Genomic DNA, 20,983 nt, shown 5'->3' on the forward strand with positions numbered 1-20,983 from the left:
GGGATTAGGGCCGGCGCCGGCCCCGATGGTCGTTTTCTCCATCGGGGCCGGGCCGAAAGGCGTTACCGCCCGGGGCGGTTCACCGTATTCAGTGCGTCACGTATCCGTCCGGGGCGATGTTGGCGTGCTCGAAGTCCTTCCCCTGGTTCTTGCCGCTGGAGAAGATGGAGAACTTCGTTCCCTTCTTCACCTGGACGTCCCATTCGTCCTTGCCGTCCGTCGCCTTCTTCCAGAGGTTGCCGTAGGCGTCCTTGAAACCGCCGCCGCGTTCCGGCTTGCCCATCCAGCCCTTCGGCGGGACGAACGGCACGGGGCCCTCGAGGTCGGTCGGCAGGTTGTGCTTGATCGCCGCGGCCCGCAGCTTGGTGTTCGTCTTGTACGCCTTCTCGGCGTCGCGGGCGAGGGAGTTGAGCGTGGCCACGCCGTCGCCGAGCTTGGTCACCGACATGTGCTTGAGGCTCTGGGCGGCCCATTCCACCCACTTCATGTCGGTCGCCCGCTTGGCGATCTTCTCGTTCTTGGCCAGCAGCTTGGCGATCTTCGCGGGCTTGCTCGCGGCGTCACCCAGGTACGGGATGAAGCCGACGGCGGACAGGCCCGCGCCGGTCCAGTCGCCGCGGAAGAGGCTGAGGACGCCCGAGGCCCCGTCGCTGATCGGGGTGGGGTCGAAGATGCCGGCGATGTCCAGCGCGAGGGTGGCGGCGTCGGCGGCGGAGATGCCGCCCTCCATGACCAGTTCCTCGTCCGGGTGCTCCGGCTCGTACCCGTCGTCCGAGCCGCCCGGGTCGCCGGGCTCGGCCGGGGCGGTGGCGTTCGCCTGGGCCTCCTGCCGGGCCAGGTCCATGGCGTGGGACAGCGCCTGGCCGGCGGCGGCGAGCGCCTCGGCGGCGCTCCGGCCGGCGGCGACGGCCGAGTTGTACGCCTGGTCGGCCGACTCGTAGGCGGCGCGGGCCGAAGCGGCGGCCGCGGTGGCGGAGTTGGCGGCGCGGTGGGCGGACTGGGTCGCCTGGGCGGCCGAGGTGCCGGCCGAGGCGGCCGCGTTCTTCGCCGTGGCGGCCGAGGCGGCGGCCTGGCGGGCCGAGGCGTCCGCGGCGGAGGCCGCGGCCGCGGCCTGGCCGGCGGCGGCCTGGGCGGCGGCCGCGGAGTCGCCGGCCTGCCGGGCGTAGCCCGCGGCCTCGGCGGCGGCGCCGCGCGCGGTGGCCGCGGCGGCGGCGGCCTCGGCGGCGTTGCGGGTGGCGGTCGCGGCGATCGCCTTGCCCTCGGCGACCAGGCGCTGGACGCTGGCGACGTGGACGGCGTCGGTCTGGTCGCGCTGGGCCGCCACGTACTGGGTGACGGCGACGAAGTCGCGCAGCAGCGGGGCGGGACCGGAGAGCGCGACCTGGGCCGCGGCGCGGACCCGCGGTCCTCCCTGGACGCTGAGCCGCAGCGCCTCGACCTTGTCGTCCTCCTCGCGCGCCCGGTACTGGCCGGTGGCGACGAAGGCGCGCAGGGCCTCGGTGGTGCCGGCGTCGAGGGCGGCCGAGCCGGCCTCCTTGACGGCCTTGCCGCCGGCGTTCATCAGGGCGAGGACCTGGACCCGGTAGTCGTCCTTGAGCACGGTGTGCTGGCCGGTCTCCAGGAACGCCGCCCGCTGGTCCGCGGGGGTGTCGAGGGCGGCGAGGGCGGCCGCCTTGAGGGCGGGGGTGCCGGTCGTGGCGAGGTTGGCGATCTTCGTGTAGTCGTCCTGGGCCGCCGCCTCCTGGCGTCCGGTGGCGAGCCACTGCCGGACGTCGGCGTCGGTGCCGGACAGGGCGGCCTCGGCGGTGCGCTCGGTCCACGGCGAGCCGGTCGCCATCAGGTGGACGGCGGCCTTGCGGGCCTTGGCGAGGGCGGTCGCGGGCTCGGTGCCGGGTGCGGCGGCCTCGGCCAGGAGCTGCTTGGTCTCCTCGTCCTGGCGCTGTGCCTCGGCGCGCTCGGTCGCCTGGGCGGCCTGCTGCTCGGTGTACTGCTGCTTGAGCTCCTCGGCGGCCACGATGGCGAGGTCGCGGTTGCTCTCCAGGGCGGCCTTCTCGGCCTCCCGGGCGGTCTTCTCCACCTGGTCGGCCTGGTTGGCGGCGCTGGTGGCCCGCTCCGCGGCCTTGACGGCGGCGTTGGCGTGCTCGGTGGCGAGGTTGGCCCAGTTGCCGGCCTGACCGGCGTGGTTGGCCGCGTCCTCGGCGGCCTGGGCGGCGGCGGTGGCGTGTCCGGCGGACTCGGTGGCGGCGGCGCGCGCCTGCTGGGCCGCCGTCAGGGCCTGCGTCGCCATCGTCTTGGCGGTGCCGGCGGCGGCGCTGGCGGTGGCGGACAGGCGGCGGGCCTTGGCGGCGGCCGCGTTCGCCCGCTGGGCCTCGGCCTGGGCCACCGCGCTGTTGCCGCCCGCGTCGGCGGCGGCCTGGGCGGCGGCGGCGGCGTGCAGGCCGGCGTCGACCGCCTGGCCGACCGAGGTGAGGGCCTCGGTCAGGGCGCCGACGGCCCGGTACACGGACTCGGCGGCCGTGGTGGCGCCCTGCGCGGCGTCCCGGGCGGCCTTCGCGGCGTCCCGGGCGGCGGCGGCCTGGGACTCGTCCTTCGCGGCGGCGGACGCGGCCTCGTAGGCGCGGGCCGCCGCCCGCCCGGCGGCGGCCGCGGCGGACGCGGCGGCGGACGCCGCGGCGGAGGCGGTGCGGGCCGCGCTGCTGGCCGCGTTGGCGGCGTTGATCGCGGTGCGGGCGGCGTTCGCCGCGCTCTCGGCGGCGTCGGCGGCGCGGTGGGCGGCGGCGGTCGCCTTCTGGGCGGAGCCCTGGGCGGCGGCGGTCTCGGCGGCCGCCTTCTGGGCCGCCTCCTTGGCCAGGCGCGCGGCGTCGACCGCGCGGCCCGAGGCCTCCTTCGCGGCGGCGGTCTCCTTGGCGGCCTCCTGGCCGGCCTGGCGGGCGGTCTCGACGAGTTGGCCGACCGTCATGGCCTCCTGGTCCTGGGCGCGGGCCGCGTACTGGCCCTCCCGCAGGAACTCCCGTACGGCGCCGGCGCCGGCGCTCAGGGCGGCGCTGCCCGCGCTCTTCACCTGCGGGCCGCCGAAGTTCATCAGCCGCAGGGTCTGGACCCGGTCGTCCTCCTCCTGCGCCTTCTGCAGGTCGACGGAGAGGAACTGGGCGACGGCCTCGGGTGAGCCGTCGTTGAGGGCCTTCTGCCCGGCCTCCTGCACCGCGGTGCCGCCGGTGTTCATCGCGCGCAGCACGCTGACCTTGCGGTCGTCGGCCAGCGGCGCGTTCCAGCCGGTCGCCAGGAAGGCGTGCACGTCCTGCGGCGTTCCGGCGAGCGCGGTCTGCGCGGCCTCGCGCACGCCGGGCCCGCTGACGTTCAGCAGCTGGAGGACGGCGAGCCGCTCGTCCTGCTCGGTGGCGATCCTGCGCCCGGTGTCCAGGAAGGCGGCGATGTCGCCGTCGGTGCCGGCCAGGGCGATCTCGGCGGCGGCCCGTACGGAGTCGCCGCCGGTCCTCCACGCGGCGACGGCCTGGGCCCGCGGGCTCGCGCCGGGTGTCCCGTCCGTCGCGGTGGCGGTGCCGGAGAGCGATCCGGTGGTGAGAACGATCACGGTGGCGGCCGCCAGGAGGCGGGCCGCCAGTCCGTTGCGTGGCCGTAGGGGGGATGCGGCCTTCCAGCGCCCCCCAGGTATCTGCTGTGTCATATCCCCTCGAAAACACGTCAGTTCGGTAGAAGGACCGATCGGTTCGGCCCGTCCGACCGCACATGATGGCACGTCGGACGGAAACTTTGGATACCGCTCCTTGGCTGACGGGAGATCAAGGCATTACTTTCCGCTCCTGGTTCGCAATTCATTGCATCGTGGACATCTCGGGGTCGGCGGCCGCCCCCGATGGTGATATCAATGTCCCCGTCAGTTCGGTGGGGGGATGGCAGGTCCTGGAATGCGCGTGCCCGTGCACGGCGTCCGTCCGGGTTCCCGCGGGTCTTCGCGCCGGCGGGACACTTCATGACGGAAAAGACCACATCCATGGGGGGTGAGGAGCCCGAATGAGGGCCTCTTCTCGAATCCTGGCCGCCGCCGCGACGGCCGGTCTCACGCTTCTCGCCGGAACCGCCGGCGTCCCGGTCGCCCACGCGTCGACCACCGGTACCGCACCGTTCACCGTCGAGGACTACTCCTACCCGGGCGCGGACCGCATCCTGGCCGAGTCGGGCATCCGCCTGAAGTCCGGCAACGGCAACATCACGCTCACCACCTGCTCGGCCGGTGGCGGCGGCCTGCTGCGGATCATGGCGCGGACCCGGGACGACATCTGCTTCCGGATGACCGGCACCGTCGGGCGCCTCAGCCTCGAGGTTCCGCGGGTGCACGGCATCCAGAGCGACGGCGTGCGCGACGTGTCCGTGTCGATGTCCGTCGACGGCACCACCACCTCGTTCAAGGTGGACAAGAGCCTGTGGACGGCGGTCGGCGAGGCCGCCGACCCGCAGAGCCGCCCCCACACCCTGCTGGACATCACCGCCACCGGGCCGGCCTCGTCCAACTCCGGCCTGTCGGACCGCCCTTACGTGGCCAAGCTCGACATCGGCGGCCGCGGCTGCACCGGCACGCTGGTCGACCCGCGCTGGGTGCTCACCGCCGCGAGCTGCTTCGCCGACGACCCCGCCCAGTCCCTCGCCGTCCCGGCGGGCGCCCCGAAGAAGCGGACCACCGTGACGGTCGGGCGCGGGGACCTCAACGGCACCGGCGGCCACACCACCGACGTCGTCGAGCTGGTGCCGCGCGCCGACCGCGACCTGGTGATGGCCCGTCTGGACCTGCCCGCCTACGGCATCACCCCGGTCGCCGTGGCCGCCACCGCCCCGGTCCAGGGCGAGGAGCTGAAGGTCACCGGCTACGGCCGCACCCGCACGGAGTGGGTCCCCGCCGCTCCCCACACGGCGGCGTTCAGTGTCGGCACCGTCGAGGCCACCGGCATCGACGTGGCGGCCAAGGCCCCCGCCGACGCCACCGTCTGCCTGGGCGACGCCGGCGGTCCCGCCGTCCGCGAGTCGGCCGGCAAGGCCGAGGTCGTCGCCGTCACCAGCCGCTCCTGGCAGGGCGGTTGCCTCACCTCCGCCGAGGCCCGCACCGGCGCCTACGAGACCCGGGTGGACGACCTCGGACCGTGGATCACGGCCCTGCGGGACCGGCGTTCCGCCGCCGTGAACGAGGCCGGCACCGGCCGTCTGCGCTTCACGGACTTCGACGGCGACGGCAAGCCCGACTACGTGACGGTCGAGGACAACGGCTCGGTCAAGGTCTGGCTGAACCGCGGCGGCGACCCGGCCGGCGCGGGCGGCTGGCAGGGCATCGGCCAGGTCGCCACCGGCGTCACCACCGACCGCTCCCGGGTGCGGCTCGCCGACTTCAACGGCGACGGCAAGGCCGACTACATCGTCGTCAACCCCGACGGCTCCGTGAACGTCTGGCTCAACCACGGCGGCGACCAGGTCCGCGCCTGGGAGCCCGTCGGCCGCGTCGCCACCGGTGTCACCAACCGCCAGGACCAGGTCCGCTTCGCCGACTTCGACGGCGACGGCCGCGCCGACTACCTGGTCATCGAGGACAGCGGCGCCGTCAAGGTCTGGCTGAACCGCGGCGGCGACCTCACCGGCCCCAACGGCTGGCAGGGCATCGGGCAGGTCGCCACCGGCGTCACCACCGACCGCTCCCGGGTGCGGCTCGCCGACTTCAACGGCGACGGCAAGGCCGACTACATCGTCGTGGGCGCCGACGGCTCCGTGAACGTCTGGCTCAACCGCGGCGGCGACCAGGTCGCCCCCTGGGAGCCCGTCGGCCGCGTCGCCGCCGGTCTGACGACGGACAACAACGCCGTCTTCCTGACGGACTTCACCGGTGACGGCCGCGCCGACTACCTCTGGAACGCCGGCGACGGCAGCACCAGCGCGTACGCCAACAAGGGCGGCGACGGGCACGGCGGCTGGGACTTCCTCGGCCGGATCGCCTCCGGCGCCTGAGCCCGGGGCTGAACCCGGGCCCGGGCCCCGGATCCCCGGCCGTTCCGCCACCGGATCCACCATCCGCGTGGACGGGCCCGAGCGACCGCCGTGCGCGGCGGTCGCTCGGGCCCGTCCCGTGTTCCCCTCGCCTTCCCAAGACTGGACACCCACGTGAAACGTGCCTCCCTGATCGCCCTGGCCGCCCTCACCGCCGCCCTGACCCCGACCGCGGCCGCGGCCTCGGCCGGGACCCCGGCCGCGCCGGCCGCCGTGGCCTCCGCCACCGCTGCGACCCCGGCGCCGGCCCCGACCCCGATCAAGGTCATGCCGCTCGGTGACTCGATCACCGACGGGGCGGGCAGCACCACCGGCGCGGGCTACCGCGCACCCCTGTGGGACCTGACCGCCCAGCAGTCCCCGTACACCGTCGACCTGGTCGGCACCTCCTCCTCCGGCGCCGTCGCGGACCCCGACCACGAGGGGCACAGCGGCTACCGGATCGCCCAGGTCCGCGCGGACATCGACCGCTGGCTGTCCGCCGCCGACCCCGACGTCGTCCTCCTGCACCTCGGCATCAACGACCTGAAGTGGGACGCGAACGCCGACCCGGTGCAGGCCGCCCAGCGGCTGTCCGACCTGGTCGACCGCATCTTCGCCGACAAGCCGGGCGTGACCGTCGTCGTGCAGGGCCTGCTGACCGCCACCCCCGGTCTGGAGCAGAAGACCGCCGTGTTCAACCGCGAGTTCGCCGCGCTCCAGGACCGGGGCCAGAGCCCGGCCGGCGGGGCCGCCGGCCGGCACTTCCGGTACGTGGACCCGGCGGACCTCGACGCCGCGACCGACCTCCCGGACCGGCTGCACCCCAACGACGGCGGCTACCGCAAGATGGCCGAGGTCTTCCACCGGGCGCTGGACCGGGCCGTCGCCGACGGCTGGGCGTCCCGCCCCGCGGCCCCCCGGGCCGGCAACGAGGTGGGCGGCAGCGGGCGCGTGCGGTGGGCGGACTTCGACGGCGACGGCAAGCCCGACTACGTGACGGTCGAGGACAGCGGCGCCGTCAAGGTCTGGCTGAACCGCGGCGGCGACCCGGCCGGCGCGGGCGGCTGGCAGGGCATCGGCCAGGTCGCCACCGGCGTCACCACCGACCGCAGCCGGGTGCGGCTCGCCGACTTCAACGGCGACGGCAAGGCCGACTACATCGTCGTCAACCCCGACGGCTCCGTGAACGTCTGGCTCAACCACGGCGGCGACCAGGTCGCCCCCTGGGAACCCCTCGGACGGGTCGCCACCGGTGTCACCAACCGCCAGGACCAGGTCCGCTTCGCCGACTTCGACGGCGACGGCCGCACCGACTACCTGGTCATCGAGGACAGCGGCGCCGTCAAGGCCTGGCTGAACCGCGGCGGCGACCCGGCCGGCGCGGGCGGCTGGTACGGCATCGGCCAGGTCGCCACCGGCGTCACCACCGACCGCAGCCGGGTGCGGCTCGCCGACCTCGACGGCGACGGCAAGGCCGACTACCTCCTGATCAACCCCGACGGCTCCGTGAACGTCTGGCTCAACCACGGCGGCGACCGCCACGGCGGCTGGCTGCCCACCGGCCGGATCGCCACCGGCGTCACCGACCGCCAGGAGCAGGTCGCCCTCGTCGACTTCGACGGCGACACCCACGCCGACTACCTCCTGACGGACGCCGGCGGCGCCGTCACCGCCTACGCCTACCGCGGGGGCGACGGCGCCGGCGGCTGGGCCGACCTCGGCCGGATCGCCGGCGGCGCGTAGCGGCGCTCCGCCACGCCGTTCGCCGCCCGGGGCCCGGGTCCGGGCCCCGGGCGGCGCGAAGGGCGGGCGGCGGCGCCCGGTGCGGTGTCAGCCGACGAGTCGGCGCCAGGTGTCCGGGCCGATGACGCCGTCGGGCTTGAGGCTCACGACGGCGCCCAGGCCGAGGTCAGCGGGACCGGGAAGCCGTACGTCACCCGGCTCCGCTCGGGCCGGAACGCGGAGCCGTTCGACTTCACCTACCGCGACTACGGGAAGGCGCTCGCCTTCACCCCTCCCCCGGCCGACGCGGTCGTCGACGTCGCGACCGCGCTGCCGGCCTCCGCCGAGCGGACCGCCGGCTGACCCGGCCGGCGGCGTGACGCGGCGGCAGCGGCAGCGGCGCGCAGGCCCGGGGCCGGGCTCGACAGGACCGGTGTGGCGGTCGTGGTCCGCTGCGCGGCCGCCGCCATGGACGCCTGGGCGAGGACGATGACGTCCGCCCCGTCGACGGCGTCGGCGGCGGCGGCGATCGCGGACAGGTAGCCGGCGTGGTCACCGCTCTCGAACCGGTCCCAGGCGCCCTCGACCACCGTGGCCGTCACCGTGACCGGCCGGCCGGACCGGGCGGCCTCCTCCTCGACGAGGGCCACCGTCGGGCCCACGGTGCCGGCCAGGGCGGCGATCACCGCGACGCGCGTCGTGGTCCTGCCCCCGCCGGGCGCGGCGGCGACGGCCACCGCCGCCATCGGACGGTCGACGCGCAGCACGGGAACCCCCAGCGCCTCGGCCCGGGCCTCCGCGACCCCGCCGATCGTCGAGCAGGTGCACAACACCGCCGCCGCCCCCTCGGCGACCGCCGAGGCGAGCACCCGGTCGATGTCCCCCGCCACGGACTCGGGCCCGCCGGCCCGGGCCCCGGCCAGCAGCTCCTCGGACACGACGTGCCGCAGAGACAACCCGGGGTGGTCGCGGTCGCGCAGCGCGTCGAAGACCGGGACGTGGACGGACGAGGTGTGGAGCAGCGCCAGCATGCGCGCGATGCTAACGGCCACGGTCGAACGCCCGACCGGCCGGGTGAGGTGGTGTGCGGGTGCGGGCTGCGCACCCGCGGCACGGCCCTCGCCCCACCGCTCCCCCGCTTCCGGCCGGCCCCACTGGAGCACCTGCGGGCGGTGCCGCGAGGACGGCCCGGGGACGTACGGGAAGAGCGGGGGCAGGGAGCAGCCCGGGACGCCGTGGGGGCGGCGGCTCAGGGGGCGGTGAAGAGGCCGGGGAAGGACGGGGCCAGCCAGGGCCGGCGGCCCCAGGCGAGCACCTTGCCGCGGGCGATGGCGCCGGTGGTGGAGCAGCGGCCCAGGGCGAGCAGGAAGAACGCCACCGGTTCGATGAGGATCGTGCAGTCCGGGCGGCGCGGCGGTTCCTGGCCCACCACGACGGTGCCGTCGGTGAAGGTCACCGTGAACCCGCCCTGGCCGCGCAGCCGCAGCCGGTAGCAGGCGCTGTGGCCGGCGGCGGTGCGGGCGTCCGTCACCAGGGGCATGGCCGTGCGCAGGAACGGCATCGTCAGGGCGACGCGCCGCCGGTCGATCGGGTGTGGCCGGCCGAGGGCGACGGCGATGTCGTAGAGGTGGGCCAGCATGTGGGTCAGCAGGTAGGCGCCGAGGGTGTCCAGGTCCATCGGGCCGAGTGGGGTGAGCATCGGTTCGGTGCCGGTGCGCGGGCCGGCCGCCGCGGCGAACTCCCCTGCCTGCCGGGCGATCTGCTCCGCGAGTACGGCGGGGTCGCGTTCGGTCCGCTCGGCCAGTGAGGCGGCGTTCGCCGCGGCCAGCGCGCCCGGGGTGCCGTCGCCGTACGGCCGTTCCTCGCCGGCGGCCAGGGCGGCCATCAGTTCGTTGGCCATCGCCAGGTGGGCGGCCGCCTCGGCGACCGTCCACTGGGCGCCGGGGATCCGGGTGTCGCCGCGGCAGCCGGCGAGCAGGGGGACGGCCTCGTCGCCGACCGCGGTGACCGCCTCGAGCAGCGTGGTGCGCACGGCACCGGGAGAGTGCTGGGGGAACGTCATGGTGGTGAAGACTGGTCGAGTTGCGCACCGGTGTCCAGTGAAGTCGACAGGGCCTGGAGGACATGCGTTCCGGCGGCTCCTGCCCGGGCGGGGAGCGGGCGGTTGCGGGGCGGAGGGCCGGGCCGGTTCCGGGCCGGTTCGCGAGTCCGCGTCCGCAGGCAACCCGAACGGCCTCCCATCGCGTCGAGCTGCCGTGAGAGGAAGAACGACACTGCGGCCGGACCGGCCGCCACGGCAGACGGGGACGGCACGGGCACCATGGCGGGGACGACGGCAGGATGACGAACGCGATACCTCCGGACTTCGAGGAGTTCGTCGCCGCCTGCGGGCCGAAGCTGCTGCGGACGGCCTGGTTGCTGACCGGCGACCCGCACCAGGCCGAGGACTTGCTGCAGACGGCGCTCGCCAAGGTGTGGCCCAAGTGGGCGCGCATCGCGCCCGACCGGCCCGAGGCGTATCTGCGGAAGGTCCTGGTGAACTGTCACGTCTCCTGGTGGCGGCGTCGCTGGACCGGGGAGCTGCCGCACGGGGAGATGCCCGAGCCGCAGCCGGAGGAGGACCCGTTCGAGGGGGTGGTGCTCGGCCAGGTGGTGGCCGAGGCGGTACGGTCGCTGCCGCCGCGCCAGCGGGCCGTGGTGGTGCTCCGTTTCTTCGAGGACCTGAGCGTCGAGGAGACCGCCGAGGTGCTGCGCTGCAGCACGGGCACCGTCAAGAGCCAGACGCACCGGGCGCTCGCCGCCCTGCGCGGACGGCTGCCGGCCCGGGAGCTCCTGCTGGACGGGGGACCTCGTGACCGGAACTGAGCTGCTCGACCCGTTCGGGCCGGGCGACGGCGGGCACGACGAGGAGGAGCTGCGGGTCATGCTCCACCGGGCCGTCCCGGCCCTGGCCTCTCCGCAGGACCGGGTGGAGCGTGTCCTCGCCCGGGTCGAGCGGTCCAGGCGCCGCCGGCGGGCGGCCGGGCTCGCTGCCGGGCTCACCGTCGGCCTGGCCGCGGCCGTCCTGGCCGCGGCGCCCGCGCTCGCGCCGGGCCCGGTGCGGGGGGTGGGGCTGGGGCCCGCGGGCTCCGTGTCCGCCCCGGCGCCCGCGGTGCCGCCCGTCCAGGCGCCGACGGGGACTCCGTCCGTCCTTCCCGAGCCGACGTTCTACTTCCCGCGGTTGCCGGAGATGGTCGTCGCCCTGCCGGTGAACTGGCACGTCCTGGCCCTGACGGCCGCCGCGCCGCAGGACAAGTTCGGCTACCTCGGCACCCAGCCGCTGGGGCCGTCGTGCACCCCGGGCGCCGTCTACTGTCCGATCTCCGGGCTGCTGCCCGTGGATGGCGCGGTCGTCGGGTTCCGGCTGAGGGAGGACGGTCGGGGGCTGGCCGAGAAGCTCGGCCCGAGCCCGTCCGGGTTCAACGAGTCGGGCTACCTCGAGCAGGAGTGCGCCGCGCTCGGCGGCAACCGCGAGCTGGGCGGCCTGCGCGCCGTCGACCGCGCCGGCTCCCCGGTCGTGGTCGAGGTGACGGCCTGTCTGCGGCAGCCGTCCGAGTCGACGCTGCGGCAGGTGCGGCAGGTGTTCGACACCATCCGGTCCGCTCCGGCCGGCCGGCCCCCGACCACCACCGCCGTGAGCCCGGCGCCGACACCGTAGGGGACGGACCCGGGGAAGGGCGGCCCGGCCCCTCGCGCACCGGACGCGGGGCGCCGGGCCGGCCCGACAACCGCCGGTGGGGGCCGGTGCGGGCGCGCTGTGCCCGTCCCGGGCCCCGGTGGGCACAGCGGGCATGGCTGCGCCGCGGCCCGTCCCCCTCGACGGGCCGCGGCGCAGCGGCTTCACCGGGTGTCAGCGGGTGCCGGTCACACGGCCTGCCACAGGGCCGGGACGTTCGGTGGCTCCCAGCCGACCTGGGCGGTGTGGCCCTGGAGGCAGCGGTAGCCGACGCCGTTGTAGGTCACGACGTCGCCGGCCTGGTAGGTGGTGCCGGCGGCCCAGGTCCCGCCGGGGTCGGGGGTGCCCCCGCCGCCGACGGTGAGGGTGTACTGGGCGGTGTGGGTGGTGGTGCCGGCGGTGCCGGTGACGGTGATCTGGTAGGTCCCGCTCGCCGCGGTCGCGGAGGCGGAGAGGGTCAGCGTCGAGGACGAACCGGCTTGCACGGACGAGGGGTTGAAGCTCGCGGTGACGCCGGCGGGCAGGCCGGAGGCGGTCAGGGTGACGCTCTGGGCGGTGCCGGAGGTGACGGCGGTGGCGACGGTCGAGGTGGTGGTGGCGCCGGGCTGGACGGAGCCGGAGGCCGGGCCGAGGGTGAGCGAGAAGTCGTTGCCGCCGTTGCTGCTGCACGTCGGGTCGCCGGCCTGGGCGGGGACGCTGACGGCGTCCCAGGCGGCCTTGGTCCGGTTGAAGAAGGTACAGGTGGGGTCGAGGTTCTTGGCGGCGGTCAGGGTGGTGGTGCGGTAGCGCTTGTAGGTCATGCCGCTGGTCTTGAGCAGCATGCCGCCGTAGAAGACCTGGCCGGCCTGCTTGACGCCGATGCCGGTGACGGTGGAGTTGTTGCAGGTGGGGCTGGTGGGCTTGCCGCCGCCGGGGTTGGAGCCGTTGGACAGCAGGTAGAACCAGTGGTTGAGCGGGCCGGCCGCGGCGTGCACCTCGGTGCCGGGGATGGCGGAGGAGTAGCAGTTCGGGTCGTTGTTGACCAGGGACGGCTGGTAGAGGTTGCGGATCGGGCCCTGGCCGACCAGGTTGATCATGCGGCCGACCTGGTAGTCGGGGTAGTCGTAGGGCGCGGGCTCGTTGTTGTACTCCTTGGTGAGCGCGCCGAAGATGTCGCCGGTGCCCTCGCCGAGGCCGTTCTCGTTGTTGGCGCCGCCGGGGGTGTACTGGTCGATGCCGTGGCCGAACTCGTGGCCGACGACGTCCTGGGCGGCGATCCACTCGCCGCTCTGGCTGTGGCCGATGGAGACGGAGCTGCCGTCCCAGTAGGCGTTGACGTCGTTGAGGCCGACCTTGATCGGCCAGCTGCCGCCGTTGCCGTCGTGGCCGTTGCGGCCGAGCCAGTCGCGGAGCATGTCCCATTCCTTCTGGGCCGCCCACATGGCGTCGCCGCAGCCGGTCTCCTTGGTGGAGGGGCTGCCGTTGCCCCAGGAGTCGCTGGACTTGGAGAAGACCTGGCCGGTGCTGTAGTCGGAGCAGCTGAGGCCGGGTCGGTTGGGGTCGCGCAGCGAGTAGGAGCCGCCGGAGTTGGTGGTGCTGATGGTCAGCGGGCCGGGGCCGTTCCACTTGCTGTTGACGGTGCCGGCGCGGGCGTCGTCGTAGCTGTCGACGACTTCGCCGGTGGTGGCGTCGACGAAGACGTGCAGTGTGCTGGGCGCGGATTCGGTGCGGCCCTTGAGGACGGTCTCCCAGGCGAGGCGGCTGCTGCCGTCCTTGACCCGGACGACCAGGCGGCGGGTGTCGACCGTGTCCACGGCGGCGAGCTTGGTGCGGGCGGTCTTCTCGGCGTGTTCGGCGCTGACCTGCGGGGTGGTCGGGGCGCCGAGGGGGCCGGTGGTGGCGGACTGCTGGGCGCGGACCTTGCCCTGGGCGTCGGCGAGGACGACCGCGTCGCCGCCGACCACGGGCAGGCCGTGGTAGGTGCGTTCGTAGGACACGGAGTAGAGGCCGCCGAGCCAGGGGGTGACGGTCTTGCGCTGGTAGGTCTCGTCGGGGCCCTTGGCCAGGGCGTCGAGGCCGGCGCTCGCGGCCGCGTCGGCGGCGTTGACGGCGTTGACGGCGGCGGCCGGAGCGCTCGGTGCCGGGGTGGGGGCGGGTGCGGCGGTGGCCGGCCCCGCGGTGGCGGCGATCATGCCGGCCAGCACGGTCAGGGTGGTCGCGGTGGTCAGCAACCGGCCTGCGGTGACTCTGTGTTGCATCGAGGCTCCTCGCGTGTGGGGGTCCTCGACCGCGGACGGCACAGGGGCTGGTGGCGCGCCGCGGGGCCGTGTGTGGGGACGGCCGTGCGGGCCGTCCGCGCTCGGGTGCCCGAACACTCACACGACGTCATGCCCGGGTCAATGCCTGGTGCGGGTGGGGCGCGGGGCTGGCGAATTCCGTCAAGCCGGCGGGTCCGGTTTTGCGCCAAGCTGCGGTTTTCCTCCAGTGGTTGATACCACATCAGGTGTCGGGCGGCGGCGCGGCGGGGCGGGGCCGGGGGCGCCGGCCCCGCCCTCGGGGCCGGGGGCGCCGCCCGCCGCCCGAAGGCCCGGCGGTGACAGGCTGCGACGACTGGGAGTGCGGTCCCCCGGCTCGTCCACGAAAAGGCGGGCACCAGGGTGCTCGATTCTTCTTCGAGGTCGAGGACGTCCACGCCCACCTGCGCTGCTACGCGAAGCGGGTGCGGGCCGACCCGCGGTGACGTGCCGTCAGCCTGCCTGCCGCCGCGGGATTCACCCAGGGCAGAACGCCGTGCTCTTCCCCCGGGGCCCGGGTTGCCTAGGCTGAAGGGGTGAGCACTCATGCGTCGAACGAAGCCCGCGTCATCCCCCTGCGTCCGCAGGCCTCGCCGCCCGCGTCCGGCGAGCGGCCCCGCGCCCGGCGGGATCCGCTGTGGCGCGACGTCGTCGGCGACGTGCTGCGGCGTGAGCGGCTCGCCCAGGAGCGCACGCTGAAGGATGTCGCCGAGGCGGCCCGGATCTCGATGCCGTACCTGTCGGAGCTGGAGCGCGGGCGCAAGGAGGCCTCCTCCGAGGTCCTCGCGGCCGCGGCCCGGGCGCTGGGGCTGGGCCTCGGGGACCTGCTCTCGCTCGCCCAGGACGAACTGACCCGGTACGCCCCGGGCCCGGCGGGCCGGGCGGGCCAGGCGAGGCGGGGCCGCACCTCGCCCACCGGGCGCTACGACGGCCTCGCCCTGGCCGCCTGACCGGCCCCGGCCGGACCGGCGGCCGCCCGAGGGTCAGGCGGGTGCGTGCCGCCGGTTCAGCACCTGGTCGGCGATGCCGTACGCGACGGCCTCCTCGGCGGTGAGCACCTTGTCCCGGTCCATGTCCGCGCGCAGCGTCGCCGCGTCGTGGCGGGTGTGCCGGGCGAGGACGTCCTCCACCTGCGCGCGGATGCGGACCATCTCCTTGGCCGCGAGGCTGAGGTCGGAGACCGTGCCCTGCCGGCCGCCGCTGGCGGGCTGGCCGAGCAGGACCCGGGCGTGCCGGAGCACGAAGCGCCGCCCCGGGTCCCCGCCGGCCAGCAGGACCGCCGCCGTGGAGGCCGCCTGGCCGACGCAGAAGGTGGAGATCGGCGCCTGCACGAAGGTCATGGTGTCGTAGATCGCCATCAGCGAAGTGAACGATCCGCCGGGCGAGTTGAGGTAGATCGAGATCTCGCGTTCCGGGTTCTCCGACTCCAGGTGCAGGAGTTGGGCGATGACCACGTTGGCGACGCCGTCGTCGATCTCGGTGCCGAGGAAGATGATCCGTTCGTTCAGCAGCCGGCTGAAGACGTCGTAGGTGCGCTCGCCCTGCGCGGTGCGCTCGATGACGTAGGGAACCGTGTACGAGCCCATGTCTACAGTCCGATCCGTCGGCGGGCGGCGGCCGGGCGGATGTCGGCGACCGACTCCACCACCTTGTCCACGAGCCCGTACTCCCTGGCCTGTTCGGCGGTGAACCAGCGGTCCCGGTCGCCGTCGCGCGCGATGGTCTGCTCGCTCTGCCCGGTGTGCTCGGCGGTGATCCGCTCGATGACCCGCTTGGTGTACTGGAGGTTCTCCGCCTGGATCTCGATGTCCGCGGTGGTGCCGCCGATGCCCGCCGAGGGCTGGTGCATCATGATCCGGGCGTTCGGCAGCGCGAACCGCTTGCCGGGCGCACCCGCGGTGAGCAGGAACTGGCCCATGCTGGCGGCGAAGCCCATCGCCAGCGTCGAGACGTCGTTCGGGACGAGCCGCATGGTGTCGTAGACGGCCAGCCCCGCGCTGACCGACCCGCCGGGGCTGTTGATGTACAGGCAGATGTCGGTGCGCGGGTCCTCGGCCGACAGCAGCAGCAGCTGCGCGCACACCCGGTTCGCCGACACGTCGTCGACCTGGGTGCCGAGCAGCACGATCCGCTGGGCGAGCAGCTGCGCCGCGAGGTGGTCGTCGAAGGCGCTGGGCGGGGTGTCGCCGTCCGCCGCGCGGGGCGGGGGCGTGGTGGGTGGAGTCATCTGACCTCTCCTCGTCGGAACGGGGTTGCCGTCGACTCCACTGTCGGCCCGGGAGGGCGCCCGGGGGCGGTTCCTCTGCCCGCAGCGGATTCGCCACGGGCAGACGGCGGCCGGTGGGCGCTCAGGCCGGGAGGGCCGGGAGGCGGTCCAGTGTGATCCCGAAGCGGGTGCGGTAGGCGCTGAGGGCCTCGTCGTCGGTGAGGGCCCGCTCGGTGCGCCCGCCGGCCGGGGTGGTGGTGATCAGGCGGCTGCCGCTGATGGTCACCCGGCCGCCGTCCGCGGTGGGCAGCGAGCAGGTCGTCGAGCGGGTGAAGTGGGAGTGCGGCGAGGTGGTCTGCCACCAGCAGGTCGGGGCGAAGTCGGCGAGCTCGTACGGGCGCGGGCCCAGGCGGTACTGCGGTGCGCCGTCCCGCAGGACGTCCAGGTCGCCGTGCCCGCCGGTCGGGAGGAGGGTGAACGCGCCCTCGGGATCGGCCTGTTCGCCGCGTTCGTCCAGGCGCAGCGGGTGGCGGCTGAAGCGGCCGAAGCCGACGTCGACCAGCCACGGCTCGTCGAGGTCGACCCGCAGGGCGAGGTGGTCGAAGGGCGGGCCGAGCCGTTCGCCGTCGAAGACGCGGGCGGCCAGCAGGCTCACCCGGTAGCCGAGTGAGGTGAGCAACCGGGCGAAGGCTCCGTTGAGTTCGTAGCAGAAGCCGCCCCGGCGGCGGGCGACGACCTTCTCCTGCAGGGCGGCGGGGTCGAGGTCGACGCGTTCGCCGAGGTGGATGCTCAGGTTCTCGAACGGGACGGTGCGCAGGTGCGCGAGCTGGAGCCGGGCGAGGGCCTGCGGGGAGGGTGTTCCGGGGTCGGGCAGGGCGATGCGGTCGAGGTAGGCGGAGCGCTGGGTGGCGGTGAGGCCGGTCGGCGGCTGCTCGGGGTGCGGTGCGTGGTTCATCCGGCCATTCCACCCGGGGTGCGGGGCGGGTGGCCATCGGCTGTTGGTCCTACGCCCCGCCGGGCGGGGGGCCATCGGCTGTTGGTCCTGCGCCCCGCCGGGCGGGGGGCCATCGGCTGTTGGTCCTGCGCCCCGCGGGGCGGGCCGCCGGTGGGGCGCCGACCGGTGCCCGGGGCCTGCCCTTTCGGCCCTCGCGGGGGCCGTGCCGGGGGCGTAGGGTCGGCGTGCCGGGCGGTGACGGAGGAGGCCGGGAGCGTGCGAGAGACCGTGAGGGGCTCGGCGGCGCCGACGCCCGGGGCCGCGCCGAGGAGGCGTGCGGCCCGGGGCCAGGACCCGGCGCCCGCCGCGCCCGGGCGGGCCCCGCACCCCGCCGAACTCGCCGCCCTCCAGCGGACGGTGGGCAACGCGGCCGTGACGCGCCGGCTGCAGCGCCTGGAGGATCCCGGGGTCAGGGAGCAGGCGCGGCGCGACGCCGCCGACCCCGTCTCGCACGGCGAGTGGGGCACGTTCCGCGAGGACATGGCCCGGGCGGGCTTCTCCCGGGACGTCACGGAGATCGCCTGGCAGCTCGTCCTCGGCGGCATCGCCGAACAGGGGCAGCTCAACGACGAGGCCATGGCGCGGTTCAGCGAGCGCCAGGCCCAGCGCGACCACCGCGCGTCGAACAGCTGGTACCAGGAGCTGGTGAAGGTCGTCGGCGACTACCTGGAGATCGACACGCCGACGCTGGCCCTGTGGTCGGGCGGCCGGGAACTCAGCGACTACGCCCGCGGCAAGGGCCACACCCCGCTGGAGGCCACCGCCTTCGGCGCGGTGGTCGACAGGCTGACCCTGACCCCGGACTGGATGCTCAAGACGCCGATGTGGAACGTCCTGTCCAAGGCCTTCGTGAGCCGCGCCCGCGGCCCCGTCCACATCTTCCTGCGGGCGTACGACCCGGAGAGCGTCCTGATCGCGCAGGAGGTGCCGCAGCTGCGCGTGGTCATGGCGCTCGACCCCGCGGTGCGGCTCGTCTGGCATCCGGTGTACGCCACGGACGACGGGAGCCTGATGGAGATCACCGGGCGCCTCGGCCTGGCCCCCGACGCGCCCTGCGCCGGCCGGGACGAGTGCGTGCGGATCCTCTACGACTACCTGCGCCTCGTCCACGACCCGGCCAACGACCACTCCCGGCGCGCCCACGCGGAGATGAGCGCCCGCCTCGCCGCCAACGGCACTCCGCAGTAGGGCCCGTGGGCAGGTCGGTAGGGTAGGTCGGATTCGGTACGGGAGTGGGGAGAGTGATGACCGACTCGAGGGAACATCGCGGCTGGATAGGCCGGTTGCTCGGCGGCCGCCGTGCGCGCGCGGGGCAGGACGCGCCGCCCGTGCGGCCCGTCGACGAGGACCCCAGGGCGTGGGCGCGCCCCGGTGAGCTGGTGGACCTGTCCTCCCTGCCCCCGCGGGTGGCCGAGGCCCTGGTCGAGGTCGCGGCGGCGATCGACGCGGCCGACCGGGCGCGCTTCGACGGCGACCGGGCCGAGGCCCACCGGCTGCTGCGCGGCGCCGTCACCACGGAGATCGAGCCCTACCGCCAACTCGCCGAGGAACGGCTCGGGGTGATGGTGAGCGAGGACGGCGACGTCGGGGAGGCCGTGGAGCTGTGGCTGCGCGCCGCCCGGGGCCCGGATCCCGAGCTGCGCCGTTCCGTCGCGGTCTACCTGGGCTCCATCCCGTTCGCCGACGGCGCGTTCCTGGTGAACGCCGATCCCGCGACCGTGCTGGCCCTGCTCCCCGAGGCGTGGGGCTTCGGGCGGGTGGGCGCCGCGGTGTACGAGGCCTCCTCCCACCGCCACCGGGAGGCCGGCCCCGCGGTGCGCCGCCAGCTGCTGGCACTCGATGCCCTCCGGTACGGGGACGGCAAGCTGGCCGCGCGGATCGAGGCCGTTCCGGTGGCGGACGAGCGCTTCCCGCGCCGGCGCGCCGAGTGGGCCAGCGGCGCCCAACTGGGCGGCTGCCGCTGGAGCGTGGTCGGCCACCGGGACGGGGTGTCGGCGCTCGCCGCGGTCCCGGTGCCGGTGGACGGCCGCGAGGTCGTGGTCACCGGCGGGGACGACGGCACCGTGCGTCTGTGGGACCTGGCCACCGGCGAGGCGGTCGGCGGGCCGATGGCCGACCACACCGGGCAGGTGCGCGCCGTGGCCGCGGCCGAGCTGGACGGCCGGGCGGTGGCGGTGTCGGTCGGGACCGACGAGGTCGTACGGGTCTGGGACCTGACGACGCACCGGCTGCTGTACTTTCCGCTGGCCGGGCACTTCGACTGGGTGACCGCCGTGGACACGGCGGTGGTGCGTGGCCGTCCCGTGGCCGTCACCTGCGGCGACGACCTGAGCGTGCGGGTCTGGGACCTGGCCACCGGCCAGCCGGTCGGCAAGCCGATGCGCGACCCTTCCGGCCCCGCCGACCGCCGGACGGGCCGGCCGACGGCGCTGGTGACGACGGTGGTGCTGCGCCGGCCGGTGGCGGTGACCGGCGACTTCCAGGGGGTCGTCCGGGTGTGGGACCTCGCGAAGGGGCGTCAGTTCCTGCCGCCGGTGAAGACCGGGGGCGGCGCGGTGCAGGCGCTGGCCGTGGTGGACGTCAACGGCCGCCCGACCGTGGCCGTCGGCGCCTGGGACGGCACGACCAGCCTGTGGGACCTGGCGACGGCCCGCCCGGTGGGCGAGCGCCTCGTCGCCGCGCACGAGTGGCCGCAGGAGGTCGCGGCGGTGGCCACCGGGGCCGGGGCGGCGGTCGCCGTCAGCGACGACTCCGGCATGGTGCGGCTGTGGGACCCGGTCGCCGGGCGGCAGTTCGCCCAGGCCTTCGCCGGTCCCCGCGGCCGGACCCGGGCGCTGGCCTCGACCGTGACGCCGGACGGGCGGCCGGTGGTGCTCGTCGGTACCGACGACGGCCGGGTGCACCGCTGGGACCCGGCCGTCGACAGCGGCTCCGTGGGCAACCCGCGGCCCGGGCACGGCGACGAGGTGACCGCCGCGGCGACGGTCGAAGTCGACGGCAGGGCGCTGGTGGTCAGCACCGCCCAGGACGGCTCGGTGCGCCTGTGGGACCTGGCCACCGGCGCCGAGGCGGACACGCCCTTCGCCGAGTCCGGAGAGCCGGTGGAGGCGGTGGCGACGGCGGTGGTCGGGGGCCGACCCGTGGTGCTCACCGTCGAGCCGTACGACAAGGCGGTCCGGCGGTGGGATCCGGCCACCGGAGAGTCGGCGGGCTCGCCGCTGGCCCACGACGACACCGTGGGCGCCGTGGCGACGGCGGTGCTGGACGGCCGGCCGCTCGCCGTCACCGGGAGCGCCGACGGCCTCGTCCGGGTCTGGGACCTCACCGCCGGGGAGGTCCTCCACGGGCCGCTGGCCGGGCACGAGTCCGAGGTGACCGCGGTGGCCACGGCGGTGCTGGACGGCCGGCCGGTCGCCGTCACCGCGGACGAGGTGACGCTGCGGGTGTGGGAGCTCGCCACCGGCACCGCGCTCGGCGAGCCGATCGACCTCCCGGGCGCCTCGCCGCGCGGCGGGGACGAGGCGGATGACGAGGACGACGAGGAGGACTGGGACGAGGCGTCGGCCCCGGACGAGGCGGATGAGGCGGACGGCGAGGAGGACTGGGACGACGACGAGGACGAGGACGAGGGCGACGGATCGGTCGTCGAGGCGCTGGCCACGGCGGTGGTCGACGGCCGCCCGGTCGTGGCGGCGGCCTGCGACGACGGCCTGGTGCACGTCTGGGACCTGGCCACCCGCGCCCTGCTCGGCCCGCCCCTGCGCGCCTCCGAGGACGACACCCCCGCGCTGACCACCGCCCGGGTCGCGGACCGCCCGGTCCTCGTCACCGGCGGCGACGACGGCACCGTCCGGACCTGGGACCTGGCCACCCTCGCCCCGGTCGGCCCCGACCTGGTGCTGCCGCTGCCGGTCGGCGCGCTGGCCACGGCCGCGGCGGACCGGCTGGTGGTCGGGTTCGGCTGGGAGGTCGGGGTGTTCCGCCTCGTGGAGTCCGCCGAGTCGGCCGAGTCCGCGGAGTGAGCCCGGGGGTCCGGCCCCGCGGGG

At 75.4% G+C, this 20,983-nt stretch carries 14 protein-coding genes; 7 read left to right on the top strand and 7 right to left on the bottom strand.

Annotated elements, in window-relative coordinates; genetic code table 11:
- Nucleotides 1-88 precede the first annotated feature (88 nt).
- Nucleotides 89-3,592: a hypothetical protein gene (locus ACWDBE_RS36260; protein WP_449790329.1), complete on the bottom strand. Its 3,504-nt coding sequence runs from the start codon at nucleotides 3,590-3,592 to the stop codon at nucleotides 89-91.
- A 440-nt stretch (nucleotides 3,593-4,032) separates the two neighbouring features.
- On the opposite strand from ACWDBE_RS36260, the gene ACWDBE_RS36265 reads away from it, so the two are divergent.
- Together ACWDBE_RS36265 and ACWDBE_RS36270 are read left to right on the top strand one after the other, a co-directional pair.
- A complete protein-coding gene (locus tag ACWDBE_RS36265) occupies nucleotides 4,033-6,006 on the top strand; it encodes an FG-GAP-like repeat-containing protein (RefSeq protein ID WP_449810074.1) in 1,974 nt (657 codons plus the stop codon).
- 153 nt (nucleotides 6,007-6,159) lie between these two features.
- Nucleotides 6,160-7,770: an FG-GAP-like repeat-containing protein gene (locus ACWDBE_RS36270; protein WP_449790327.1), complete on the top strand. Its 1,611-nt coding sequence runs from the start codon at nucleotides 6,160-6,162 to the stop codon at nucleotides 7,768-7,770.
- 245 nt (nucleotides 7,771-8,015) lie between these two features.
- On the opposite strand, the gene ACWDBE_RS36275 is transcribed toward ACWDBE_RS36270, so the two are convergent.
- Both ACWDBE_RS36275 and ACWDBE_RS36280 read right to left on the bottom strand, forming a co-directional pair.
- Nucleotides 8,016-8,780, bottom strand: a complete 765-nt coding sequence (locus ACWDBE_RS36275) for an aspartate/glutamate racemase family protein (protein ID WP_449810075.1) — start codon at nucleotides 8,778-8,780, stop codon at nucleotides 8,016-8,018.
- A 218-nt stretch (nucleotides 8,781-8,998) separates the two neighbouring features.
- A complete protein-coding gene (locus ACWDBE_RS36280; protein WP_449790325.1) occupies nucleotides 8,999-9,811 on the bottom strand; it encodes a maleylpyruvate isomerase family mycothiol-dependent enzyme in 813 nt (270 codons plus the stop codon).
- Nucleotides 9,812-10,089: 278 nt separating this feature from the next.
- Here ACWDBE_RS36280 and ACWDBE_RS36285 point away from each other — a divergent pair, with 278 nt between their 5' ends.
- Both ACWDBE_RS36285 and ACWDBE_RS36290 read left to right on the top strand, forming a co-directional pair.
- On the top strand, nucleotides 10,090-10,614 hold the full coding sequence (locus tag ACWDBE_RS36285) for a SigE family RNA polymerase sigma factor (protein WP_449790324.1): 525 nt from the start codon (nucleotides 10,090-10,092) through the stop codon (nucleotides 10,612-10,614).
- The gene (locus ACWDBE_RS36290; protein ID WP_449810076.1) at nucleotides 10,601-11,446 is read left to right on the top strand and encodes a hypothetical protein; all 846 of its coding nucleotides are present in this window, start codon (nucleotides 10,601-10,603) and stop codon (nucleotides 11,444-11,446) included. Before ACWDBE_RS36285 ends, ACWDBE_RS36290 begins: the two co-directional genes overlap by 14 nt.
- A gap of 206 nt (nucleotides 11,447-11,652) precedes the next feature.
- Here the strand turns inward: ACWDBE_RS36290 and ACWDBE_RS36295 are convergent, their stop codons facing one another.
- A complete protein-coding gene (locus ACWDBE_RS36295; protein WP_449810085.1) occupies nucleotides 11,653-13,671 on the bottom strand; it encodes a M4 family metallopeptidase in 2,019 nt (672 codons plus the stop codon).
- A 602-nt stretch (nucleotides 13,672-14,273) separates the two neighbouring features.
- On the opposite strand from ACWDBE_RS36295, the gene ACWDBE_RS36300 reads away from it, so the two are divergent.
- Nucleotides 14,274-14,687 carry a helix-turn-helix domain-containing protein gene (locus ACWDBE_RS36300; RefSeq protein ID WP_449810077.1) on the top strand — a complete coding sequence of 138 codons (414 nt, stop codon included), beginning with the start codon at nucleotides 14,274-14,276 and terminating at the stop codon, nucleotides 14,685-14,687.
- A 33-nt stretch (nucleotides 14,688-14,720) separates the two neighbouring features.
- On the opposite strand, the gene ACWDBE_RS36305 is transcribed toward ACWDBE_RS36300, so the two are convergent.
- The 3 genes from ACWDBE_RS36305 to ACWDBE_RS36315 form a co-directional block, all read right to left on the bottom strand.
- Complete coding sequence (locus ACWDBE_RS36305; RefSeq protein WP_449790321.1) at nucleotides 14,721-15,323, bottom strand: ClpP family protease; 603 nt, start codon at nucleotides 15,321-15,323, stop codon at nucleotides 14,721-14,723.
- Nucleotides 15,324-15,325: 2 nt separating this feature from the next.
- On the bottom strand, nucleotides 15,326-15,964 hold the full coding sequence (locus ACWDBE_RS36310) for an ATP-dependent Clp protease proteolytic subunit (protein WP_449790320.1): 639 nt from the start codon (nucleotides 15,962-15,964) through the stop codon (nucleotides 15,326-15,328).
- A 121-nt stretch (nucleotides 15,965-16,085) separates the two neighbouring features.
- Nucleotides 16,086-16,898: an arylamine N-acetyltransferase family protein gene (locus ACWDBE_RS36315; RefSeq protein WP_449790319.1), complete on the bottom strand. Its 813-nt coding sequence runs from the start codon at nucleotides 16,896-16,898 to the stop codon at nucleotides 16,086-16,088.
- A 255-nt stretch (nucleotides 16,899-17,153) separates the two neighbouring features.
- Here ACWDBE_RS36315 and ACWDBE_RS36320 point away from each other — a divergent pair, with 255 nt between their 5' ends.
- Both ACWDBE_RS36320 and ACWDBE_RS36325 read left to right on the top strand, forming a co-directional pair.
- A complete protein-coding gene (locus ACWDBE_RS36320; RefSeq protein WP_449790318.1) occupies nucleotides 17,154-18,125 on the top strand; it encodes a hypothetical protein in 972 nt (323 codons plus the stop codon).
- Between the two features lie 56 nt (nucleotides 18,126-18,181).
- Entirely contained in the window at nucleotides 18,182-20,959 is a 2,778-nt protein-coding gene (locus ACWDBE_RS36325) for a WD40 repeat domain-containing protein (RefSeq protein ID WP_449810078.1), read from the top strand.
- The last annotated feature ends 24 nt before the right edge of the window (nucleotides 20,960-20,983 follow it).

This window comes from Kitasatospora sp. NPDC001132 (assembly GCF_053598415.1).